The 20,980-nt window shown below is 65.8% G+C and carries 24 protein-coding genes; 12 read left to right on the forward strand and 12 right to left on the reverse strand.

What is annotated here, in order from left to right; translation table 11 throughout:
* Window positions 1-30: 30 nt before the first annotated feature.
* The 12 genes from BMW75_RS05670 (at window position 31) to BMW75_RS05725 (ending at window position 9,753) form a co-directional block, all read left to right on the forward strand.
* Window positions 31-429, forward strand: a complete 399-nt coding sequence (locus BMW75_RS05670; RefSeq protein WP_092577746.1) for a Zn-ribbon domain-containing OB-fold protein — start codon at window positions 31-33, stop codon at window positions 427-429.
* Entirely contained in the window at window positions 429-1,601 is a 1,173-nt protein-coding gene (locus BMW75_RS05675; RefSeq protein WP_092578054.1) for a thiolase, read from the forward strand. The genes BMW75_RS05670 and BMW75_RS05675 overlap by 1 nt, the downstream gene beginning before the upstream one ends.
* A 30-nt stretch (window positions 1,602-1,631) precedes the next feature.
* A complete protein-coding gene (locus BMW75_RS05680; RefSeq protein ID WP_092577749.1) occupies window positions 1,632-2,324 on the forward strand; it encodes a 3-oxoacid CoA-transferase subunit A in 693 nt (230 codons plus the stop codon).
* Window positions 2,314-2,985: a 3-oxoacid CoA-transferase subunit B gene (locus tag BMW75_RS05685; protein WP_092577752.1), complete on the forward strand. Its 672-nt coding sequence runs from the start codon at window positions 2,314-2,316 to the stop codon at window positions 2,983-2,985. The genes BMW75_RS05680 and BMW75_RS05685 overlap by 11 nt, the downstream gene beginning before the upstream one ends.
* A 153-nt stretch (window positions 2,986-3,138) precedes the next feature.
* The gene (locus BMW75_RS05690; protein ID WP_092577755.1) at window positions 3,139-3,534 is read left to right on the forward strand and encodes a hypothetical protein; all 396 of its coding nucleotides are present in this window, start codon (window positions 3,139-3,141) and stop codon (window positions 3,532-3,534) included.
* Window positions 3,531-4,379, forward strand: coding sequence for an alpha/beta fold hydrolase (locus BMW75_RS05695; protein WP_076519339.1), 849 nt, complete (start codon window positions 3,531-3,533; stop codon window positions 4,377-4,379). Before BMW75_RS05690 ends, BMW75_RS05695 begins: the two co-directional genes overlap by 4 nt.
* 51 nt (window positions 4,380-4,430) lie before the next feature.
* Window positions 4,431-5,594, forward strand: a complete 1,164-nt coding sequence (locus tag BMW75_RS05700; RefSeq protein WP_092577757.1) for an ABC transporter substrate-binding protein — start codon at window positions 4,431-4,433, stop codon at window positions 5,592-5,594.
* Window positions 5,595-5,612: 18 nt separating this feature from the next.
* Complete coding sequence (locus tag BMW75_RS05705; RefSeq protein WP_092577759.1) at window positions 5,613-6,482, forward strand: branched-chain amino acid ABC transporter permease; 870 nt, start codon at window positions 5,613-5,615, stop codon at window positions 6,480-6,482.
* 3 nt (window positions 6,483-6,485) lie between these two features.
* Complete coding sequence (locus BMW75_RS05710) at window positions 6,486-7,460, forward strand: branched-chain amino acid ABC transporter permease (protein ID WP_092577761.1); 975 nt, start codon at window positions 6,486-6,488, stop codon at window positions 7,458-7,460.
* The gene (locus tag BMW75_RS05715; RefSeq protein ID WP_092577764.1) at window positions 7,457-8,239 is read left to right on the forward strand and encodes an ABC transporter ATP-binding protein; all 783 of its coding nucleotides are present in this window, start codon (window positions 7,457-7,459) and stop codon (window positions 8,237-8,239) included. Before BMW75_RS05710 ends, BMW75_RS05715 begins: the two co-directional genes overlap by 4 nt.
* Complete coding sequence (locus BMW75_RS05720; protein ID WP_092577767.1) at window positions 8,226-8,939, forward strand: ABC transporter ATP-binding protein; 714 nt, start codon at window positions 8,226-8,228, stop codon at window positions 8,937-8,939. The genes BMW75_RS05715 and BMW75_RS05720 overlap by 14 nt, the downstream gene beginning before the upstream one ends.
* Window position 8,940: 1 nt before the next feature.
* A complete protein-coding gene (locus BMW75_RS05725; RefSeq protein WP_092577769.1) occupies window positions 8,941-9,753 on the forward strand; it encodes an N-acyl homoserine lactonase family protein in 813 nt (270 codons plus the stop codon).
* 11 nt (window positions 9,754-9,764) lie between these two features.
* Here BMW75_RS05725 and BMW75_RS05730 read toward each other — a convergent pair whose 3' ends face one another.
* The 12 genes from BMW75_RS05730 to fdxA form a co-directional block, all read right to left on the reverse strand.
* Window positions 9,765-10,610: a branched-chain amino acid aminotransferase gene (locus BMW75_RS05730; protein WP_092577773.1), complete on the reverse strand. Its 846-nt coding sequence runs from the start codon at window positions 10,608-10,610 to the stop codon at window positions 9,765-9,767.
* Between the two features lie 114 nt (window positions 10,611-10,724).
* Window positions 10,725-11,747, reverse strand: coding sequence for an ABC transporter substrate-binding protein (locus BMW75_RS05735; RefSeq protein WP_092577775.1), 1,023 nt, complete (start codon window positions 11,745-11,747; stop codon window positions 10,725-10,727).
* 113 nt (window positions 11,748-11,860) lie between these two features.
* A complete protein-coding gene (locus tag BMW75_RS05740) occupies window positions 11,861-12,844 on the reverse strand; it encodes a branched-chain amino acid ABC transporter permease (protein WP_092577777.1) in 984 nt (327 codons plus the stop codon).
* Window positions 12,841-13,728: a branched-chain amino acid ABC transporter permease gene (locus BMW75_RS05745; RefSeq protein ID WP_076519349.1), complete on the reverse strand. Its 888-nt coding sequence runs from the start codon at window positions 13,726-13,728 to the stop codon at window positions 12,841-12,843. Before BMW75_RS05745 ends, BMW75_RS05740 begins: the two co-directional genes overlap by 4 nt.
* Before the next feature lie 99 nt (window positions 13,729-13,827).
* Window positions 13,828-15,042, reverse strand: a complete 1,215-nt coding sequence (locus BMW75_RS05750) for an ABC transporter substrate-binding protein (RefSeq protein WP_092577779.1) — start codon at window positions 15,040-15,042, stop codon at window positions 13,828-13,830.
* A 62-nt stretch (window positions 15,043-15,104) separates the two neighbouring features.
* Complete coding sequence (locus tag BMW75_RS05755) at window positions 15,105-15,815, reverse strand: ABC transporter ATP-binding protein (protein ID WP_076519351.1); 711 nt, start codon at window positions 15,813-15,815, stop codon at window positions 15,105-15,107.
* Complete coding sequence (locus BMW75_RS05760; RefSeq protein WP_076519352.1) at window positions 15,812-16,585, reverse strand: ABC transporter ATP-binding protein; 774 nt, start codon at window positions 16,583-16,585, stop codon at window positions 15,812-15,814. Before BMW75_RS05760 ends, BMW75_RS05755 begins: the two co-directional genes overlap by 4 nt.
* Before the next feature lie 363 nt (window positions 16,586-16,948).
* Entirely contained in the window at window positions 16,949-17,584 is a 636-nt protein-coding gene (nth, locus tag BMW75_RS05765; protein ID WP_092577782.1) for an endonuclease III, read from the reverse strand.
* Window positions 17,581-18,216 carry an electron transport complex subunit RsxB gene (gene rsxB / locus BMW75_RS05770; protein ID WP_076519354.1) on the reverse strand — a complete coding sequence of 212 codons (636 nt, stop codon included), beginning with the start codon at window positions 18,214-18,216 and terminating at the stop codon, window positions 17,581-17,583. The genes nth and rsxB overlap by 4 nt, the downstream gene beginning before the upstream one ends.
* 112 nt (window positions 18,217-18,328) lie before the next feature.
* Entirely contained in the window at window positions 18,329-19,555 is a 1,227-nt protein-coding gene (locus BMW75_RS05775) for a polyhydroxyalkanoate depolymerase (RefSeq protein ID WP_076519355.1), read from the reverse strand.
* Window positions 19,556-19,767: 212 nt separating this feature from the next.
* Window positions 19,768-20,568: a ferredoxin--NADP reductase gene (locus BMW75_RS05780; protein WP_092577785.1), complete on the reverse strand. Its 801-nt coding sequence runs from the start codon at window positions 20,566-20,568 to the stop codon at window positions 19,768-19,770.
* A 48-nt stretch (window positions 20,569-20,616) separates the two neighbouring features.
* Window positions 20,617-20,940: a ferredoxin FdxA gene (gene fdxA, locus BMW75_RS05785; protein ID WP_006389264.1), complete on the reverse strand. Its 324-nt coding sequence runs from the start codon at window positions 20,938-20,940 to the stop codon at window positions 20,617-20,619.
* Window positions 20,941-20,980 lie beyond the last annotated feature (40 nt).

The raw sequence follows: 20,980 nt of genomic DNA on the forward strand, positions 1-20,980 counted from the left end.
CGCCCCGCAAAAGAATCAGGAGACCAGGCAATGCAGAGGGAACAGGCGGGCGTCGCGCCACGCGGGCCGCAGGAACAGTATTTTTCGAAGCTGGCCGAAGGCCATTTCCAGATCCAGCGCTGCACGGCTTGCGGCGCGCATCAGTTCTTTCCGCGCGTCCTGTGCATGCATTGCGGCGCGCAGGACCTGGCGTGGACCGAGCCATCGGGCGCCGGCACGGTCTATTCGTTCAGCATTGTGCGGCGCAAGCCCGAGTCGGGCGGCGACTACAACGTGGCGCTGGTCGACCTGCAGGAAGGAGTGCGGATGATGAGCCGCGTCGACGGCGTCGCGCTGGACAGCCTGCGGATCGGCATGCCGGTCCGGGCACGCGTGCTGCGCGGCGAGGGTCAGCCGCTGGTCGTGTTCGTTCCCGCGGAGGACGCATGATGTCGCTGGAATCGCTGCGCGGCCAGGTCGCCATCGCTGGCGTGGGGCACGCGGGCCTGGGCGAAGCCCATGGCCATACGGAAATGGAAGTGCTGGCGCAGGCCGCCGCGCGCGCGGTGGCGGACGCCGGCCTCACCATGCGCGACATCGATGGGCTGGCGACGTGCAGCTCTTCGGCCACGATGTGGAGCATGCCCGTCGCCGAATACCTGGGCTTGAGGCCGCGCTATGTCGAGGCGACGATGTTGGGCGGGTCCAGCTTCGTCTCGCACCTGCTGCCTTCGGTGATGGCGCTGATTTCCGGACAATGCAACGCGGTGCTGGTCTGCTACGGCAGCACGCAGAAGACGGCGACGTTCGGGCGCAAGGAGGGCGTAAAGGCGCGCACGCTGCTGGACCCGCAGCCGTTCGAACATCCGTATTCGCCTCTGCAACCGGTGACATCCTATGCGCTGGCTGCCGCGCGGCATATGCACCAATACGGCACCACGTGCGAACAGCTTGCCGAGGTGGCGGTCGCGGCGCGTGCCTGGGCGCGGCTCAATCCGGAGGCCGCGATGCGCGATCCATTGTCGATCGCCGACGTGCTGGCCTCGCGTCCCGTATCGGATCCCCTGACGGTGCGCGACTGCTGCCTGGTGAGCGATGGCGGCGGCGCGTACGTGATGGTGCGGGCGGACCGTGCGCGGCAGCTCAAGCAACCGCCGGTCTATGTGCTGGGCAGTGCGACCGCCGTGTGGAACCGGCAGATCTCGTCGATGGAGGACCTGACGGTCACCGCGGCAGCGGAATCGGGCAAGCGCGCGCTCGCCATGGCGGGACTGAACGTCGCCGACGTCGACGTGGCCGAGCTCTACGACGCCTTCACGATCAATACGCTGCTGTTCCTGGAAGACCTGGGCTTCTGCAAGAAGGGCGAGGGCGGCGCGTTCGTGCAGGACGGGGCTATCGCGCCGGGCGGCCGGCTGCCCGTCAACACGAACGGCGGCGGGCTGTCCTGCGTGCATCCCGGCATGTACGGCATTTTCCTGGTCATCGAGGCTGTGCGCCAGCTTCGGGCGCAGGCGGGCGAACGGCAGGTGCGGGGCGCCGACATTGCGCTGGTGCACGGCAACGGCGGCACGCTGTCCAGCCAGTCCACCGCCATCCTGGGCGGCCCTGCCACGCGTTGACCCACGGCTTCCCTCGAAGGAGAGCAATCCATGCTGGACAAGACAGTCGATACCCTGACGGACGCGGTGGCGGGTGTGCAGGACGGGGCGGTGATCCTCATCGGCGGGTTCGGCGCCTCGGGCGTGCCGACCGAACTGGTCTGCGCGCTGCTGGACCAGGGCGCGCGCGAGCTGACCATCGTCAACAACAACGCCGGCAACGGCAAGCGCGGCCTGAGCGAGCTGGTGCAGGCCGGGCGGGTGCGCAAGATGGTCTGCTCGTTCGCGCGCTCGTCAGACCGCAAGAATCCAAACGCGGCCGCCTTCGCAGAGGCCTATCGGGCCGGCAAGGTCGAGCTCGAATGCGTGCCGCAGGGCACGATGGCCGAGCGCATGCGCGCGGCAGGCGCCGGCCTGGGTCCATTCTTTACGCCGACTGCGTTCGGCACGCCGCTGGCCCGTGGCAAGGAGACGCGAATCATCGATGGTGTCGGCTACGTGCTGGAGTCGCCGCTCAAGGGCGACTATGCCTTCGTCAAGGCGCGGACGGCGGACCGCTGGGGCAACCTGACGTACCGCTATGCGGGCCGCAATTTCGCGCCAGTCATGTGCATGGCGGCCGCCATGACAGTGGCGCAGGTCGATGAGATCGTGGAACTGGGCGGCATCGCGCCCGAGCACGTCATGACGCCAGGAATCTTCGTCAAGCGGGTGGTGCAAGTGGGAGCGGGTCATGGGCTATGAAAAACTCAGCCGGCGCGGCATTGCGCGCCTCGTCGCGGCGGATATCGAGGATGGCGCCTACGTAAACCTGGGCATCGGCATTCCGACGCTGGTGTCGGCATTTCTGCCCCCGGGGCGCGACGTGATCCTGCACACCGAGAACGGGATTGTCGGCATGGGGCCCGGCGATCCTGACGCGCCGCTGGACCTGGACCTCATCAATGCCAGCAAAGAGGCCGTAACCCTGCTGCCCGGCGCGTCCATCACGGATCACGTGGTGTCGTTCGCCATGATGCGCGGCGGACATCTTGACCTGACCGTGCTGGGCGCGTTCCAGGTGTCCGAAAAGGGCGATCTCGCCAACTGGGACACGGGCGCCGCGGACACGATCCCAGCCGTCGGCGGCGCGATGGATCTCGTGGCCGGGGCGCGCCAGGTCTACATCACGATGGAGCACGTCACCAAGGACGGTCAGCCCAAGATCGTGCGCGAATGTACCTATCCCCTGACCGGCGCGGCTGTCGTGGACCGCATCTATACCGACCTGGCGATCATCGATGTGGCGCCGGCAGGCATGCGGGTGAGGGCGATGGTCGCCGGGCTGAGATTCGAGGATCTGCAGGCGCTCACCGGCTGCCCGCTGGCACTGGCTCCCGATTGCCGGACGCTGGCGGCGGAATAAGCGGCGGCGATTGCGGCGGGACGCTTGCAGGCGGCGGCACCGGCCCTTTTCGTGCTTTCCCCGTGTTGACACCGATCGTTTTGGCTCCTTAGAATGTTCTTACAGAAAGAATAATCGTTCTGCTGAAAAGAACGATAAATACAGGAAGAGACAATGCAGAACCAAGCCATGCCCGCGCGGGAAGCTGGCGGCGCGCAGCTCGCGCAGCGTTTTTGCCGCTGCGCGCTGTCGTTTTCGCGGCCACGCCAGGTCGACATGGACCTGCTGGTCGGGTTCGGCGCCCATCCCGTCCTCGTGCGCATCCGCGAGGGCCGGGTCACCGCCGCCGAGGTTCCCGCTGTTCCGCTGCCGTCGTGCGACGTTTCCCTGCGCGCCTCCGAGCAAGCCTGGACGCAATTCTGGCAGGCCGTGCCGCACGCGGGCTGGCACGACATCTTCGCGCTCAGCAAGCGCGGCGAGCTATCCATCGATGGCAATCTTCAGCCGCTGATGGCGCACCTGCAATTCGTGAAGGACCTGCTGGCCTCGGCCAGGGAGGCGCGGGCATGAGCGCGGCACTGGAACCCATCGTCGGACGCTACGTGTCGTTCGATATCGCCGGCAAGCGCTGCCGCGTCTATTTTGAGGAAGCAGGTGAGGGCATTCCGCTCGTATGCCTGCACACGGCAGGCGCGGACGGCCGCCAGTACCGCCACATGATGTGCGACCCGGAGATCACGTCGCGCTTTCGCGTCATCGCCTTCGACATGCCCTGGCACGGCAAGTCCTACCCGCCTGAAGGCTGGCAGGACCAGGAATACCGTCTCTCCACCGAGCTGTACGTCGAAACCGTGATGGCCTTCTGCCAGGCGCTGGATCTGGACCGCCCCGCGCTCATCGGCTGCTCCATCGGCGGGCGCATCGTGCTACAGCTCGCGCATCTGCATTCCGACGCGTTTCGCGCGCTGATCGGCGTCGAGGCGGCCGACCACCAGCAGCCCTGGTACGACACGTCCTGGCTGCACCGCGGCGACGTGCACGGCGGCGAAGTCTGCGCGGCGCTGGTGTCCGGGCTGGTCGCCCCGCAGTCGCCCGACGTGCATCGCCATGAAACGCTGTGGCAATACATGCAGGGCGGTCCCGGCGTCTTCCGCGGCGACCTGTACTTCTACCGCGTGGACAGCGATCTGCGTGGACGCCTGGACGGCATCCGCACCGACCGATGCCCGCTCTACCTGCTGACGGGGGAATACGACTTCTCCTGCACGCCGGAAGACACCTTGCGCACCGCGGCAGGCATTCCCGGCGCGCAGGTGACCATCATGCGCGAATTGGGCCATTTTCCGATGAGCGAAAACCCGGGTCAGTTCCGCAGCTATGTGCTGCCGGTGCTGGACGCCATCGCCCGCCAATAGAGCAGGCAATACCGACGGGCCGCTGCCGCCCGCATTTCCCCAGGAGACAACATGCGTTATCCGATCATCCTGGCCAGCGCTTTCGCGCTGGCCGCAGTTTCCAACGCCCACGCCCAAGAGACGCTGAAGCTGGGCGCGCTGGTCACGCTTTCCGGCGCCGGCGCGGCCTGGGGCCAGGGCATGAAAAACGCCGCGGAGGTCGCCGCCGACCAGGTTAACGAGGCGGGCGGCCTGGAAGTGGGCGGCAAGAAGTACCGCGTGCAGGTGGTGGCCTACGACGACAAGTACCAGGCAAACGAGGCCGTCACCGTGGCGAACCGCCTGGTGTTCGAGGACAAGGTGCGCTATGTGATCGGCCCGGTCGGGTCCGCGCCCGTGCTCGCCATCCAGCCGATGACCGAAAAGAACAAGGTCATCGTGCTGACGCTGGGATTCACGGCCAAGGCCCTGGCCGGCGACAAGCCCTATACCTTCCGCCCCAACGTCACCACCGCCGAGGTCTCGCAGCCGCAGATCGACTGGCTCGTCAAGGCGCAGGGCCTGCGCAAGGTCGGCGCGCTGTTCCCCAACGACGAAACCGGCCAGCAGATCGCGCTGGACCTGGAGGCCGCCTACAAGAAGGCGGGCGCGGCGCTGGCCACCAAGGAATTCTTCGAGCGTGACCGCGTCGACTTCGTGCCGCTCCTGACCCGCATGATGGCGCGCGGCATCGACGCCATTGAACTGGACGGGAATTCCCCCACCACCGCGGGCCTCATCGTCAAGCAGGCGCGCGAACTGGGATTCGAAGGCAAGATCGTACGCACGGGCGGCCCGGCCACCCAGGAGATCGTCAACGTGGCCGGCAAGCAGGCGACCGAAGGCATGCTGGTCCATACGCCGATCGATCCGGAACTGCCCGCCACCCAGGCCTATGCCCAGCGCTACGCGGCCAAGTACAAGCACCCGATGAACGGCTTCAGCCCCGCCTTCTATGACGGCACCAACATGCTGTTCGAGGCCATGCGGCGCGCCGGCACGGTGGAGGACACGGAACGCGTGCGCGTCGAACTGGAGAAGCTGGACAGTTTCGAGGGCTCACTGGGCAAGCTGAGCTGGACCGGCAAGGCCAGGTACGGCATCGATCACCAGCTCAATGCGCCGTTCTACGTGGCCGAGGTCAAGGATGGCCGCGAGGTCATCCGCGCCCGCTGCACGGTCGAAGGATGCCGCTAGCGCGGCGGAGGAAACGACGTGGATTGGAGCATTCTGCTGGCGCAGGCCACGATCAATGGCTTGATCGTGGGGCTGCTGTACCTGCTGATGGCGGTGGGTTTTACGCTGGTGTTCGGCGTGATGCGGATGGTGAACTTCGCGCACGGCGAGTTCTACATGCTGGGCGCGTTCGGCGCGTACTACCTGACCACCCAGGCGGGCTTTGCCTTTCTGCCTGCCGTGGCCCTTACCTTTGCATTGGCGGTGGCGGGGGGCGCGGTGCTGGAGTGGGGCGTCCTCAAGCCGTTCCGGCGCGACGAACTCAACGGCATGATCGCTACCATCGGCCTGGCGATGATCCTGCAGAACCTCGCGCTGATGTTCGTTGGCCCCGACCCGCTGTCGATGCCGGCCGTCGCCCAGGGCACGGCCCGAATGGGCAAGGTGGTGATGCCGCTTTCGCGGCTGTACGTGGTGCTGTTCGCGCTGCTGGCGCTGGCGCTCCTGTACGGCTTCCTGCGGTATTCGCGGCCCGGGCGCGCGCTGCGCGCGGTGGTCGAGGATTTCGAGATCGCCGCCATCCAGGGCATCCGTTCGCGCATCTACTATCCGCTGGGCTTCGGCCTGGGGGTGGGGCTGGCGGCCGTGGCCGGCGCGCTGATGGCGCCGCTGTTCTCGGTGTCGCCGTTCGTGGGCGCCACGCCGCTGCTCAAGGCGTTCATCGTGGTGATCCTGGGCGGACTGGGCAGCATTCCGGGCGCCGCCGTGGCAGGGCTGGCGCTGGGGTTGGCGGAAAGCTACGGCAGCCTGCTGTTCGAAAGCAGCACCGCGGACATGCTCATCTTTGCCATCGTGATCGTGATGCTGGTCGTGCGGCCCAAGGGGCTGCTGGGACGGGGGGAGGCCTGAGCCATGACAGTAATTTCGCTTGAAGCCGGCATGGCGCGGCCCGCGCCCGTGCAGTGGCTGCTATGGCTGGCGCTGGCGGCCATCGCCGCGACGCCATGGTTCGCCGGACCTTTCGTACAGCACCTGGCGGTGTTGACCTGCCTGAACGTGCTGATCGTCAATGGCCTGGCGCTGATCGCCCGCTGCGGCCAGTTGTCGCTGGGGCACGCGGCCTTCGTCGCGGTGGGGGCCTATGGCTCGGTGCTGGCCACGCGCCACCTGGGCTGGAGCTTCGTGCCGTCCACGCTGGCCGGGGTGGCGCTGACTGCCGTGATCGCGCTGGTGCTGGGCGCCATCATTCTGCGCTTGAAGGGGGTGTACTTCGTGCTGGTGACGTTCGCGTTCGGTGAGCTGGTGCGCCTGGTGCTGCTTGATGGGTCGTCCTGGTCAGGCGGCGCCAACGGCGTCACGGGCATCCAGCCCGCGGCGCTGGCGGGCGTGACGTTCGACACGCGCGCCAGCTTCTACGGCCTGGCGCTGTGCGTCGCGCTGGGTTCCGTGGCGCTGCTGGCCGCGGTGGCGCGGCGCCCGTTCGGCCACGCCATCGACGCCGTTGCGGAAAACCCCGCGCTGGCGGAATCCACCGGTTTGAGCGTGCGGCGCATCCAGCTGTGCGCTTTCGTGGGCGGTTGCGCGCTGGCCGCGGCCGGTGGCGCATTGCAGGCGCGTTACGTGGGCTATGTGTCGCCGGAGTCCTTCAACGCCAGCATATCCATCGGCTTCATCATCATGCTGGTCATCGGGGGGCGGCGTTCGGTCTGGGGAGGACTGATCGGCGCCATGGTCCTGACGCCCCTGCCCGAACTTTTCCGTGGGGCGGTTCAGACGCAGCATATCTTTTATGGCGCGGCGCTGATCCTGATCCTGCGTTTTCTACCCGCCGGCCTGGCCGGCCTGCCGGGGCCCTGGCAGGCGCGCCGGGGCAAGGAGCCACAATGAGCCAACCTCTATTACAGGTGAGAAGCCTGTCGCGCAGTTTCGGCGGCCTGACTGCCTTGCGCGGCCTGGAGTTCGCTGTCGCGCAGGGAGAGATCGTCGGACTGATCGGACCCAACGGCGCGGGCAAGACCACCGCCTTCAACGTCATCAGCGGAGCCATGCCGCCCAGCTCGGGGTCGGTCCAGTTCGACGGCCTCGATATTTCGGGGGCGCCGCCAAGCCGCGTGGTGGTGCACGGGCTGGCACGCACTTTCCAGTCCACGTCCACCTATCCCGACGTCACGGTGGCCGAAAATATCCATCGCGGCATGCTGTCGCGCGTGCGGCATTCCTGGCTGCGGCGGCTGGCGGGACGCAGCGAGGACCTGCTGTCGTCTGCCGAGGTCGCGCGCGAGGTCGATCGCCTGCTCACGCTGCTGGACCTGCAGGCTTGGCGCGACGCGCCTGCTGGCTCGCTGGCCTACGGTCTGCAGAAGAAGCTGGGCATCGCAGTCGCGCTGGCCTGCCGGCCCCGCATGCTGCTGCTGGACGAGCCCGCGGCCGGCCTGAACCATGAAGAATGCAACGAGCTGGGCCGGCTGCTGCGGCGTCTGCAAGACGAACAAGGGCTGACGATGCTGCTGGTCGAGCATCACATGGCGCTGGTCATGGAACTCTGCCATCGCATCGTCGTGCTGGTGCAGGGCGAGAAGATCGCCGAAGGCACGCCTCAATCCATCCGCGACAACCCGGTCGTGATCGAAGCCTATCTGGGAGCCCCCGACTATGCCCATGCTTGAAGTCCAGGATCTGCATGTGCGTTATGGGCAGCTAGAGGCGGTGCGTGGCGTCAGTTTCAACGTCGAGCAGGGCGAAATCGTTGCGCTGGTCGGGTCGAACGGGGCGGGCAAGAGTTCCACGCTCAAAGCGCTAATCGGACTGGCGGCCGTGGCGAGCGGGCGTGTGCGCTTCGAAGGACGCGACCTCACCCGGTTGGGATCGGCAGCGCGCGTCTCGGCTGGCCTGGCGCTCTCGCCGGAGGGACGGCGACTGTTCGGGCGGATGACCGTCCTGGACAACCTGCTGGCGGGAGCCCACGCGGTCGGCTCGCGTGCGGGCGTGCGGACGCGGCTGGACGAGATCTACGCGCTGTTCCCGCGGGTTCAGGAGCGGCGTGCCCAGCTCGCGGGTTCTCTATCCGGCGGCGAACAGCAGATGGTGGCCATCGGACGTGCGATGATGGCGCAACCCCGCCTGCTGATGCTGGACGAGCCGTCGCTGGGGATCGCGCCCAAGATCGTGGCCGAGATCGCGGGCGCCATCCAGCGCATCAACCGTGAAAGCGGTATCGCCATTGTGCTGGTGGAGCAGAACGCGCGCCTGGCCCTGCGCCTTGCGCACCAGGCTTACGCATTCGAGCACGGCGAAGTGGTCCGCAGCGGCAAGGGCGACGAGCTGCTGGCGGATCCTTTCGTGCAAAAGGCCTATCTTGGAATCTGACATGAGCTCGGCACCGCCAATGACGCTACCCGAGTACGAGGTCTATGCCGTCCGCTACGCCCAAATGGCGCGACGGCGGCGCGACAATTTCCTGGGCGGCGATCCGCACGACGGCGATATGCCCATGGATTTCTTCGTGTGGCTGGTGCGTGGGGCGGGCCGCGTCGTGTTGGTCGATACGGGCTTCAATTCGGACATGGCGCGCAGGCGGCAGCGCGACCTCATCCACTGCCCGATCGGCGCGCTGGCGGAACTGGGTGTGCAGCCCAGGGATGTGCAGCACGTGGTGCTGACGCATCTGCATTATGACCACGCGGGCAACCTGGACCTGTTGCCCGAAGCGAAATTCCACGTGCAGGATGACGAAATGGACTACGCCACGGGCCGCTGCATGTGCTTTCAGCCCCTGCGGCACGCCTACGCGGTCGAGGACGTGGTGTCGCTGGTCAGGCGAGTGTACGAGGACCGCGTGGTGTTCCATGACGGCGACGAGGCGCTTCTGCCGGGCATCGAACTATTGAAGATAGGCGGCCACACCAAAGGCCTGCAATCGGTGCGCGTGCACACGGCGCGCGGCTGGGTGGTGCTGGCGTCGGACGCCAGCCACTACTACGAGAACATGGAGCGGGAGCGCCCGTTCCCCATCGTCTACAACACCGCGCAGATGCTGTCGGGCTATGCCAGGCTGCAGGCGGCCGCGCAGTCCGACCAGCACGTGGTGCCAGGCCATGATCCGGCGGTGCTGCAGCGCTATCCGCGCTGGGAGGACTCCCCCCACGTGGCGATGCTGCATCTGCCGCCGCGGGAGGAGTGAGCCGGACGCGATCAGCGGCCGCGGGTGCTTTCCGCGTAATCCATGTACAGCTTGTGGGCGCGGCGCGCCATCGGGCCGTATTCCAGCGTGCGCGATTCGACGCGGTTCACGTGCACCACCTTGCCGTAATTGCCCGACGAGAACACTTCGTCGGCTTCCTCGACGTCGGCGCGCGTCAGGCTGCGCTCCTGGACCTCGACGCCGTCGGCCTTGAGCAGGGCCAGCACGCGGCGGCGGGTGATGCCGTTCAGGAAGGTGCCGTTGTCCACGGGCGTGGACACGACGCCGTCCTTGGCCAGCCACAGATTGCTGGTGGCGAACTCGGCGATGTTGCCGGCGCCGTCCAGCATGATGGCGTTGTCGAAGCCCTTTTCAGCCGCTTCGCGGATGGCGCGCTGGCCGTTCGGGTACAGGCAGGACGCCTTGGCGTCGGTGGGCGCCATGTTGGGCCACGAACGCGCAAAGCTGGAGAAGCAGGCCGAGAATCCCTGGTCGCCGGGCATCGGGACCTTGAAGACGTGCAGCACAAACTGGGTCTTCTCGGCGTCAGGCAGCAGGAAGCCGTCGGCGCAGAAGAACATGGGCTTGATGTAGAGCTCAGACCCTTCCGGAAACTTGGCAACGGCCTGCAGGCACAGGTCCTGGATCTCTTCCCAACCCATCTGCGGCTTCATCAGCATCTTTTCCGCCGAGCGCACGACGCGCTGGCAGTGCAGGTCCAGGTCCGGGGTCAGGCCGCGGAATGCGCGCGCGCCATCGAAGACCATGCTGGCCATCCAGAAGGCGTGGTCGGCCGGGCCGAGCAGTTTGGGGTTTTCGGTGGTCCAGTGACCTTTGTGCCAGAACAAGGCATCCATGATTGTTTTCCTTCGCGTGAATCGGGTTGGCGCTCGCGGCGCCTCGGCGGCCGCGCGCAGGCGGCCCCGCCTCGGCACCCCGCCGAAACGCCAGGATACATGATCCGGGGGGCGCTATTCCTTGGCCAGCGCCGCCTGCACGCGGTCGGCGACATCCGCGGGCATCCATTGCCGCCAGACCGGGCCGTACTGCTTGAGGAAATAGCGCGCGGCGTCCTCGGGTTCCTTGCCCTCGTTCTCCAGCCAGCCCAGCGTGGCGTCGATGGCCTCGTCGGGCACGGTCAGCTTGGACAGGAATTCCGTGACGCGCGGCGCGGCCTTCGCGAAATCGGCGTTCATGCCCGTGACGACCGGATTGGGCTTGAATTCGGTGGCCACGGGGTTGGCGCACTTGGGATCGGTCATGCAGGTGTAGGCCGCCTGGTCGAACGCCGGCAGTTGCAGCTTCACCAGGTCCAGCCCGCCGACCAGCGACGTGGGCGTCCAGTAATAGAAGACGATGTCGCGCTTGCGCTTGTATGCCGACACGATGGCGGCCTTTTGGGCGGCGCCGGAACCGGGGGCGAACAGGGTGTAGTCCTTGTCCAGCTTCAGGGCGCGCAGCAGGTTGTCGTTCAGGGTGCCGCAGGCCCAGCCCGCCGGGCAGCCATAGATGCGGCCGCGGCCGGGATCCTCGGGATCGGCAAACACCTCCTTGAAGCGCGCCAGGTCGGCGGCGGATTTCAGGTCCGGGTGCCGTTCGGCCGTGTAGCGGGGGATGTACCAGCCTTCGCCAGCGTCATAGACATGGCCCACGCCCAGTACCTTGCCGCTGGCCAGCGCCTTCTTCCAGGCGCCTTCGATCTGGCCGGGCCACACTTCGGGCGTGACGTCGACGTCGCCGCGTTGCAGCGCGGCCAGCATCGGCAGGGTTTCGCCGATTTCAACCGTGGTCTTGCAGCCGTAGCCGTGTTCCAGCACGTAGCGTTCGATGCCGGCCAGGACCAGGTTGGATTCCCAGTTCAGGCCGCTGAAACGCACGGGGCGGTCGACTTCGCAAGTTGGGGCGGCGGGGGCGGCGTGGGCCGCCAGGGGGGACAGCAGGGCGGCGGCCAGCGCGAGCGCGCCGAGGCCGGAAACGAGATGCGTGTTGCGCATGGTCGGCACCTGTGTAGTGGAGTGCCTGCCATTGTACGGGGCGCTCCCCGCGCGCCCCAATGCAGCGGGGCCGCTGTGCGCGGCCCCGTGGGTCATGCTGCGGCGACCGAACCTCAGGCCCGCGCGGCGCGGCGCCGGTTGAACAGCGCGCCCAGTTCGCCCACGATGCCGCGCCGGAAGGCCAGCACGCAGATCACGAAGATCAGGCCGCTCACGATCGTGACGGACTCGCCCAGGCGCAGGAACCATTCCACGCCGGTCAGCTTGGCCATCATCTGGCCGAAATCCCCGACCTTGTTTTCCAGCAGCACGACGATGAACGCGCCCAGCACCGGGCCGGTCAGCGTACCCAGCCCGCCGATCAGCGTCATCAGGATCACCAGCCCGGACATCTGCCAGGTGGCGTCCGACAGCGTGGCGGACACGAACACCAGCGTCTTCGTGGCGCCCGCCAGCCCGGCCAGCGCGGCCGACAGCACGAAGGCCACCAGCTTGAAGCGGTCCACGTCGTAACCCAGCGAAATCGCGCGGGGTTCGTTTTCGCGCACGGCCTGCAGCACCTGCCCGAAAGGTGAGTTCACCGTGCGCCAGATGATGAAGTAGCCAATGATGAAGATGGCCATCACCAGGTAGTACAGGTTCAGGTCGTTGGACAGATCGACGATTCCCAGCAGGGTGCCGCGCGGCACGCTTTGCAGGCCGTCCTCGCCGCCCGTGAAGCCGGCTTGCAGGAAGAAGAAGAACACCATCTGCGCCAGCGCCAGCGTGATCATGGCGAAGTAGATGCCGCTGCGTCGGATGGCAAAGGCTCCCATGGCCAGCCCCAGCAGCGCCGCCACGGCCACGCCGAACAACAGCCCCAGCTCGGTGGGCAGGCCCCAGACCTTCATGCTGTGCCCGGCGGCGTAGGCCGCGCTGCCCAGGAAGGCGGCATGGCCGAAGGACAGAAGTCCCGTGAAGCCCAACAGCAGATTGAAGGCGCAGGCAAAGAGCGCGTAGCACATGACCTTCATGGCGAAGATCGGGTACACGCCCATGAAGGGGAGCGCGGCCACCACGACCGCCAGGACCGCATAGCCCAGGAATTGACGATTCATTTTTCTTTTCCGAACAGCCCGGCCGGGCGGATCAACAGAACAATGGCCATGATGATGAAGACGACCGTGCTGGACGCTTCGGGCCAGAACACCTTGGTGAGGCCCTCGATCACGCCCAGGCCCAGCCCGGTGACGATGGCGCCGAGAATCGACCCCATGCCCCCGATCACGACCACCGCGAACACGACGATGATGAGGTTGGACCCCATCAGCGGCGAAATCTGCAGCACCGGCGCGGCCAGCACGCCGGCAAAACCCGCCAGCGCGACGCCGAAGCCGTACGTCAGCGTGATCATGCGCGGCACGTTCACGCCGAAGGATTCCACCAGCCGCGGATTTTCGGTGCCGGCGCGCAGCAGGGCGCCCAGCCGCGTGCGTTCAATGACGAACCACGTGGCAAAGCACACGATGATCGAAGCCGCCACGACCCAGCCGCGGTAGTTCGGCAGGATCATGAAGCCCAGGTTGGTCGCGCCGCGCAGGGCGTCGGGCGTGGGGTAGGGTTGGCCCGAGACGCCGTAGAAACTGCGGAACAGCCCCTCGATCAGCAGCGTCAGCCCGAAGGTGAGCAGCAGGCCGTACAGGTGGTCCAGCTTGTACAGGTGCTTGAGCAGCAACTTTTCGATGATGATGCCGAACAGCCCCACGATCAGCGGCGCCAGGATCAGCATGATCCAGTAATTCAGGCCGAAGTACGACAGCCCCATCCAGGCGATGAAGGCGCCCAGCATGTAGAGGGCGCCGTGAGCGAAGTTGATGACGTTCAGCAGCCCGAAGATAACGGCAAGTCCGAGCGACAGCATTGCATAGAAGGAACCGTTGACCAGGCCCAGTAACAACTGGCCGAACAAGGCCTGTATGGGGATGCCGAAAATGTCAGTCATCTTGTGAAAATCCTGCGCGGTACGGAAGGAAGCGAGCTAGTCAGGATGAAGGCGGCCGGGCTGTCTGCCCGGACCGCCGCCGGGATCACATCGGCTGGTTTATTTCTTGACCAGCTTGCAGGTGGACTCGGACAACTTGGTGTAGACCTCGTCGCCGGGCAGCGTCGCTACCACCTTGTAGTAGTCCCACGGACCCTTGGACTCGGCCGGGGTCTTCACTTGCATCAGGTACATGTCGTGGATCATGCGGCCGTCTTCGCGCACAAAGCCGCCCTGGGCGAAGAAATCGTTCACCTTGTTCGACTTCATCCACTTCATGACGTCGTCGCCGTTGTCCGAACCCGTCGCCTTGACGGCATTCAGGTAGAAGGTCGCCGACGAGTAGTCGCCCGCCTGCAGCATGGACGGCTTGCGGCCGACCTTGGATTCGAACTTCTTGGCCCAGGCGCGCGAGGCGTCGGATTGGTCCCAATACCAGCCGTCGGTCAGGTACATGCCCTTGGTGGCTTCCAGTCCGAGCGAGTGCACGTCGTTGATGAACACTAGCAGTCCGGCCAGCTTCATGGTCTGGGTCACGCCGAATTCATTGGCGGCCTTGACCGTGTTGATGGTGTCGCCGCCCGCATTGGCCATGCCCAGGATCTGCGCCTTGGAGGCCTGCGCCTGCAGCAGGAAGGACGAGAAGTCGGAGGCGCCCAGCGGTGCGCGGACCTGGCCCTTCACTTCGCCGCCGTTGGCCTTGACGACCGCCATCGTGTCGCGCTCCAGCGCGTGGCCGAAGGCGTAGTCGGCCGTCAGGAAGAACCAGCTCTTGCCGCCGTCCTTGACCACCGCCGACCCGGTGCCGCGCGCCAGCGCCACGGTGTCGTAGGCGTAGTGCACGGTGTAGGGCGAACACTGGGCATTGGTCAGGTCGGACGAGCCGGCGCCGACCGCGATGAACGGCTTTTTCTTTTCGGCGGCGACGGCCGCCATGGCCAGGCTGGTGGCCGAGTTGGTGCCGGCGATGATGACATCGACCTTCTGCTGGTCGAACCATTCGCGGGCACGGGCCGATGCCACGTCGGCCTTGTTCTGGTGGTCGGCGGAGACCACTTCGATCTTCTTGCCATTGACCGAGCCGCCGAAATCCTCGATCGCCATGCGGACCGCGTCCAGGCCGGCCTTGCCGTCGATGTCGGAGTAGACGCCCGACATGTCGGTGATGAATCCGATGCGGATGACATCGTCGGAGATACCTTGAGCGTGGGCGGTTGCCCCCGCGAATCCCAGGCCCGCCATGGCCAGTGCAGCAGTGATGGTGTGCAGCTTCATGGGATGACTCCTCTTCCCTACGGTGTGGTGTTTGCCGGGGTTCCGGCGGATGACAGGTTGTTTTAGACGCCCAACAGTTCGTTGAGCGTGTCCTGTTTTTCTGAAAGTTCGGCCGCTTCAAAATGCTCGACGATCTGGCCGTGCTCCATGACGTAGAAGCGGTCGGCCAGCGGCGCGGCGAAGCGGAAGTTCTGCTCCACCATGACGATCGTGTAGCCACGCTGCTTGAGCGCGGTGATCATGCGGGCCAGCGCCTGCACGATGACGGGCGCGAGGCCTTCGGAGATCTCATCGAGCAGCAGCAGGTTCGCGCCGGTGCGCAGGATGCGCGCGACGGCGAGCATCTGCTGTTCGCCGCCCGACAGGCGCGTGCCCGGGGAATTCCGGCGCTCCAGCAGGTTGGGGAACATGTCGTAGATCTCGGCCAGCGACATGCCGCCGCCCAGCGAGCCTACGACGGGCGGAAGCAGCAGGTTCTCTTCGCACGAAAGGCTGGCGAAGATGCCGCGTTCCTCGGGGCAGTAGCCCACGCCCAGGTGGGCGATCTTGTAGGTGGGCAGGTCGATGGCCTCGGTGCCGTGGATGCGCACGGAACCCTTGCGCGAGCCGGTCAGGCCCAGGATCGCGCGCAACGTCGTGGTGCGGCCGGCGCCGTTACGGCCCAGCAGCGTGACGACCTCGCCCTGTCCCACGCGCATGTCCACGCCGTGCAGGATATGCGATTCCCCGTACCAGGCATGCAGTCCCGAGATTTCGAGTGCGGGGGTGCTCATGCGTGCGCTCCTTGAAGTTCGCCGTCGGTCGTGCCCATGTAAGCCTGCATCACGGCCGGATGGCGGGAGACTTCGGCGTAGGAACCTTCAGCCAGCACCGAACCGCGCGCCAGCACGGTGATGGTGTTGGCAATGGAGGACACGACATTCATGTTGTGTTCCACCATGAGGATGGTGCGCCCGGCGCTGACGCGCTTGATGAGTTGCGTGACGCGATGCACGTCTTCGTGGCCCATGCCCTGGGTGGGTTCGTCCAGCAGCATGAGCTCGGGCTCCATCGCCAGCGTGGTGGCGATCTCGAGCGCGCGCTTGCGGCCGTACGGCAAATTGACGGTGGTCTCGTCGGCGAAGTCGCCCAGGTCCACTTGTTCGAGCAGCGCGCGGGCCGGCTCGTTCAGGACGTCCAGGCGCTTGGCGCTTTGCCAGAAGTGATATGACAGGCCCGTCTTGCGCTGCAGCCCGATCCGCACGTTCTCCAGCACGGTCAGGTGCGGGAACACGGCCGAGATCTGGAATGAACGGATGATGCCGCGCCGGGCGATCTGCGCTGGCCGCTCGCCGGTAATGTCGATACCGTTGAACTTGATGCTTCCCGAAGTGGGAGAGAGAAATTTCGTAAGCAGGTTGAAGCATGTGGTCTTGCCCGCGCCGTTAGGCCCGATCAAGGCATGAATCTCGCCTCGCTTGATACGCAAATCGACCCCATTGACCGCGACGAAGCCGCGGAATTCCTTGGTGAGGCCTTTTGTCTCCAGGATTGTGTCATCCATGTTCGCTGCACCAGCGTTGTATTTATATGGTCTCCACCTGGCGTCGTTGCGTCAGGCCCCCGCAGGGTTGGAAAACTGTCTGCGTGCTCAGTTTTCTTATGAGTTGCCGGCGAGTATGCGGACGTCGCAATCAAAATTCCATGAGGGTTTGTCATAGGTTTTGCACTGCGGAAAGGCCAATTGTCGGCATGCCGACAATGCTGTGCCGACATGGGAAGAAAGCCTTTCCAATATGGAAATGCGATGCAGCAAATACGCATTGACCGTCATCAGGATGACATGCGATCGACGGCCAGGGAAAACCCGGTTTTTTGTTCGTGGCCGCGGGCCTTTGAAATGCAGCGCGGCAATATGCGGGAAGTTTCAGGCGGGGGTTTTCTGCTTGAATTCGCAGAGATCGGAGATGCCGCATTGCGGGCATTTGGGCTTGCGCGCCACGCAGACATAACGGCCATGCAGGATGAGCCAGTGGTGGGCATCCAGCAGATATTCGCGGGGCACGAATTTCTCGAGTTTCAGCTCGACTTCCAGCACATTTTTTCCGGGCGCGATGCCGGTGCGATTCGCGACGCGGAATATGTGCGTGTCCACCGCCATCGTCGGTTGTCCGAACGCGGTATTGAGCACGACGTTTGCGGTCTTGCGGCCCACGCCGGGCAGGGCTTCGAGCGCCTCGCGGGTTTGCGGCACCTGGCCGCCATGCTGCTCGATCAGGATCCTGCAGGTGGCGATCGCGTTCTTTGCCTTGGTGCGGAACAGGCCGATGGTCTTGATGTAGTCGGCAAGGCCTTCTTCGCCCAGCGCCAGCAGCGTCTCGGGCGTGCCGTACTGCGGGAAGAACTTGCGCGTGGCGATGTTGACCGACTTGTCCGTGGCCTGCGCCGACAGCAGCACGGCGATCAGCAGCTGGAACGGCGTGGCGTATTCCAGTTCGGTGGTGGGGGTGGGATTGGCCGCGTGCAGGCGGGCGAAGATTTCTCGGCGTTTGGCGGCGTTCATGACTGCGTGGGATTGCGGCGGGCCCGGGCGCGGGCCAGCGCGGATTCGATGGCCGAGCGCTTGCGGTCTTCCTTTTGTGTGTCGTCGGCGGCGGGCGCGGCGGGGGCGGGCGTTTCCGGCGCCATCAGGCGCGCGTTGTCGGCGGCCAGCCGCTCGGCGCGGGCCAGGTGATTGCGATGGCGCTGGCGGCTGATCGCGGCGTCCTGGTCCGTCCAGGCGCGTCCGGCCGGGACCATCTGGATACAGTCGACCGGACAGGGCGCCACGCACAGGTCGCAACCGGTGCACCAGTCGTCCAGCACGGTGTGCATGTGCTTGTTGGCGCCGACGATGGCGTCCACCGGACAGGCCTGGATGCACAGCGTACAGCCGATGCAATGCGATTCGTCGATGCGGGCGACCAGCAGCGGGCCGGGTTCGCCGCGGGAAAGATCCAGCGGCAGGGCGGGAACGTCCAGCAGCGCGGACAGCGCGGCGATGCCTTCGTCGCCGCCCGGCGGGCAGCGGTTGATGGGCGCGGCGCCCTCGGCGATGGCCTCGGCATAGGGCCGGCAGCCGTCGTAACCGCACTTGGTGCACTGTGTCTGGGGCAGCAAGGCGTCAACGCGGTCGGCGAGTGAGCGACAGGACATGTAAAGCCAATAATGGAAAAAGGGCCGCTCGGGCCCCGTGGATACGGATCAGGCTGCCGGCGGCGCCGAGCGCTTGCCCGTGCCCCGCCCGGCGGACGGCGCGCTGCCGCCCTTATGCCGATTGCCGGATGAACTCGGCAATTTTAGGACAGATCATTTCGCGCCAGCGGCGGCCCGAGAAAATCCCGTAGTGCCCGCAGTTGGGCGCCGTGTAATGCGACTTGCGGTCGGCGGGGATGTTCTTGCACAGCTCGATGGCGGCGCGCGTCTGGCCCTGGCCCGAGATGTCGTCCAGTTCGCCTTCGATGGTGAACAGGGCGACGTCCTTGATGTCGGCCGGGCGCACCCGCTTGCCTTCGACTTCCCAGGTGCCGCTGGGCAGCGAGAAGTCCTGGAACACCATGCGGATCGTGTCCAGGTAGAACTCCGCCGGCATGTCCAGCACCGCGTTGTATTCGTCGTAGAAGCGGCGATGCGCTTCGGCGTCGCTGTCGTCGCCCCGCAGCAGGTCCAGGTAGAAGTCGTAATGGGACTTCATGTGGCGGTCGGGATTCATGGCCATGAATCCCGCATGCTGCAGGAACCCCGGGTAGACCTTGCGGCCCGCGCCCGGATAGCGGGGCGGCACGGGATGGATCACCTGGTTCTCGAACCAGGAATAGGGCTTGGTCGTGGCCAGGCGATTGACCTGCGTGGGCGACTGGCGCGGGTCGATGGGACCGCCCATCATCACCATGCTGCGCGGCTGGCAGGGATCGTTGGCGGAAGCCATGAGGGACACGGCGGCCAGCACCGGCACGGTGGGTTGGCAGACCGAAATGACATGCACGTCGGGGCCGAGCCGGCGGATGAAGTCCTGCACGTAGCGCACGTAGTCGTTCAGATGGAACGGACCGGCCGACAGCGGCACCATGCGGGCGTCGACCCAGTCGGTCACGTAGACGTCGTGGTTGGGCAGCAGGGCGCGCACGGTATCGCGCAGCAGGGTGGCGTGGTGCCCGGAAAGCGGGGCGACCAGCAGCACCTTGGGGTCGTTCTTGCCGGCCAGGCGGACGTCGCGCTGGAAATGCACCAGGCGGCAGAAAGGCTTGTCCATGGCCACGGCTTCGATCACCCGGACGGACTTGCCGCCGATCTGGGTGGTGGGGAGGTTCCAGGCAGGCTTCTGGTATTCCTTGCCGATACGGGTCATCAGCTCATACCCGGCGGCCAACTGGCGCGAGATCGGGGTATAGGCGAGCGGGCTGTAGGGGCTGGAGAACAGCTGAGAACCGGCGTCCGTGAATGCAGCGAACGGAGTCAGGAAGGCGCGCTGCATTTCGTGCAATTGGTACAGCATTTCGGGGAAGTCCTTCTGGGTCGAGCGTGTGCCCCGATTATTGCTCCGGGGCGTATCGATATATCCAATCAGACTGAAGAATGTCGGGCAAAGTCCCGGTTTCTGTTGCTAAAAAGCGACCCGTCATGTGTTTGGCACCAGTTTAGGGCGGCTTTCATGCCTTGCGGTGATACCAAAAGGAGGATTTATGCACTACGCCGGATCGTACGGCACTACCAGTAGTTTTCTACTGCCAGGTTGCCCGGGATGCCGCGGCGGCCCGGTTTGAACCCACGTTCACCCAGCAATTTTCGTGCCTCGGCCAACATGGCCGGGTTGCCGCACAGCATGACCTTGGCGGTCTCCGGATCCAGCGGCTGGCCGGCAAGCTGCTCCAGGCGGCCGTCGGCGATGAGCGTGGTGATGCGTTCCTGCGGCATGCCGGGCACGGGTTCGCGCGTGGCGATGGGCAGGTAGACGAGCTTGCCGGGATCGGCCGCGAAGACGTCGGCCAGGGCCGGATCGCGGCGCCAGGATTCGATCTCTTCGCGATAGGCCAGTTCCGCCGCGGTGCGCACGCCGTGCACCAGGATGATGCGGCGGTAGGCGCGCCAGACGGCGGGGTCGCGCAGGATGGACAGGTAGGCCGACAGGCCGGTGCCGGAGGCCAGCAGCCACAGGTCGCCCCCGGGCGCAAAGCGTTCCAGCGTCAGGAAGCCGTAGGGCGCCTTTTCGACATAAAGCGGATCGCCGGGCTGCAGGCGCGCCATGCGCGGGCTGAAGAGGCCCTCCGGGACGACGATTGAATAGAACTCCAGCCAGGGCTCGTGCGGGGCAGAGACCATGGAATAGGCGCGCCATATCGTGGGAGGACCGCTGGGGTCGTCCGCGCCAGGCAGGCCGACGCGGGCGAACTGGCCGGGCAGGAACGCAAACGCGTCATCCCGCGTCACGCGCACGGAGAAGAGCTTGTCCGGCACCCAGGTCTGGACGCTGGTGATGGTCTGGCGCGTATATTTGGAATCGTCGGTCATCGGGGCATCGCACGAAGCGCCGGCCGCGTTGCGGCGGGCGCCTGCGGATTACTTTTCCAGGTATTGCAGCTTGTCCTGCTTGCCGTTCCATTCGTCGGCGTCGGGCAGGGGCTTCTTGGCGCGGCTGATGCTGGCGAATTCCGGTGAAAGTTCGGCGTTCAGCGCGATGAAATTCAGTTGGTCCTGCGGCACGTCTTCTTCGGCGTAGATCGCGTTGGCGGGGCATTCGGGGATGCAGACCGCGCAGTCGATGCATTCGTCCGGGTCGATCACGAGGAAATTCGGACCCTCACGAAAACAGTCCACCGGGCACACGTCTACGCAATCGGTGTACTTGCACTTGATACAGTTTTCGGTGACTACGTGGGTCATTCAGGAACTCCGGGGATCGGCGGCAGATGTGTCTTGATGT

Source organism: Achromobacter sp. NFACC18-2, from assembly GCF_900108985.1.
Classification (GTDB): domain Bacteria; phylum Pseudomonadota; class Gammaproteobacteria; order Burkholderiales; family Burkholderiaceae_B; genus Achromobacter.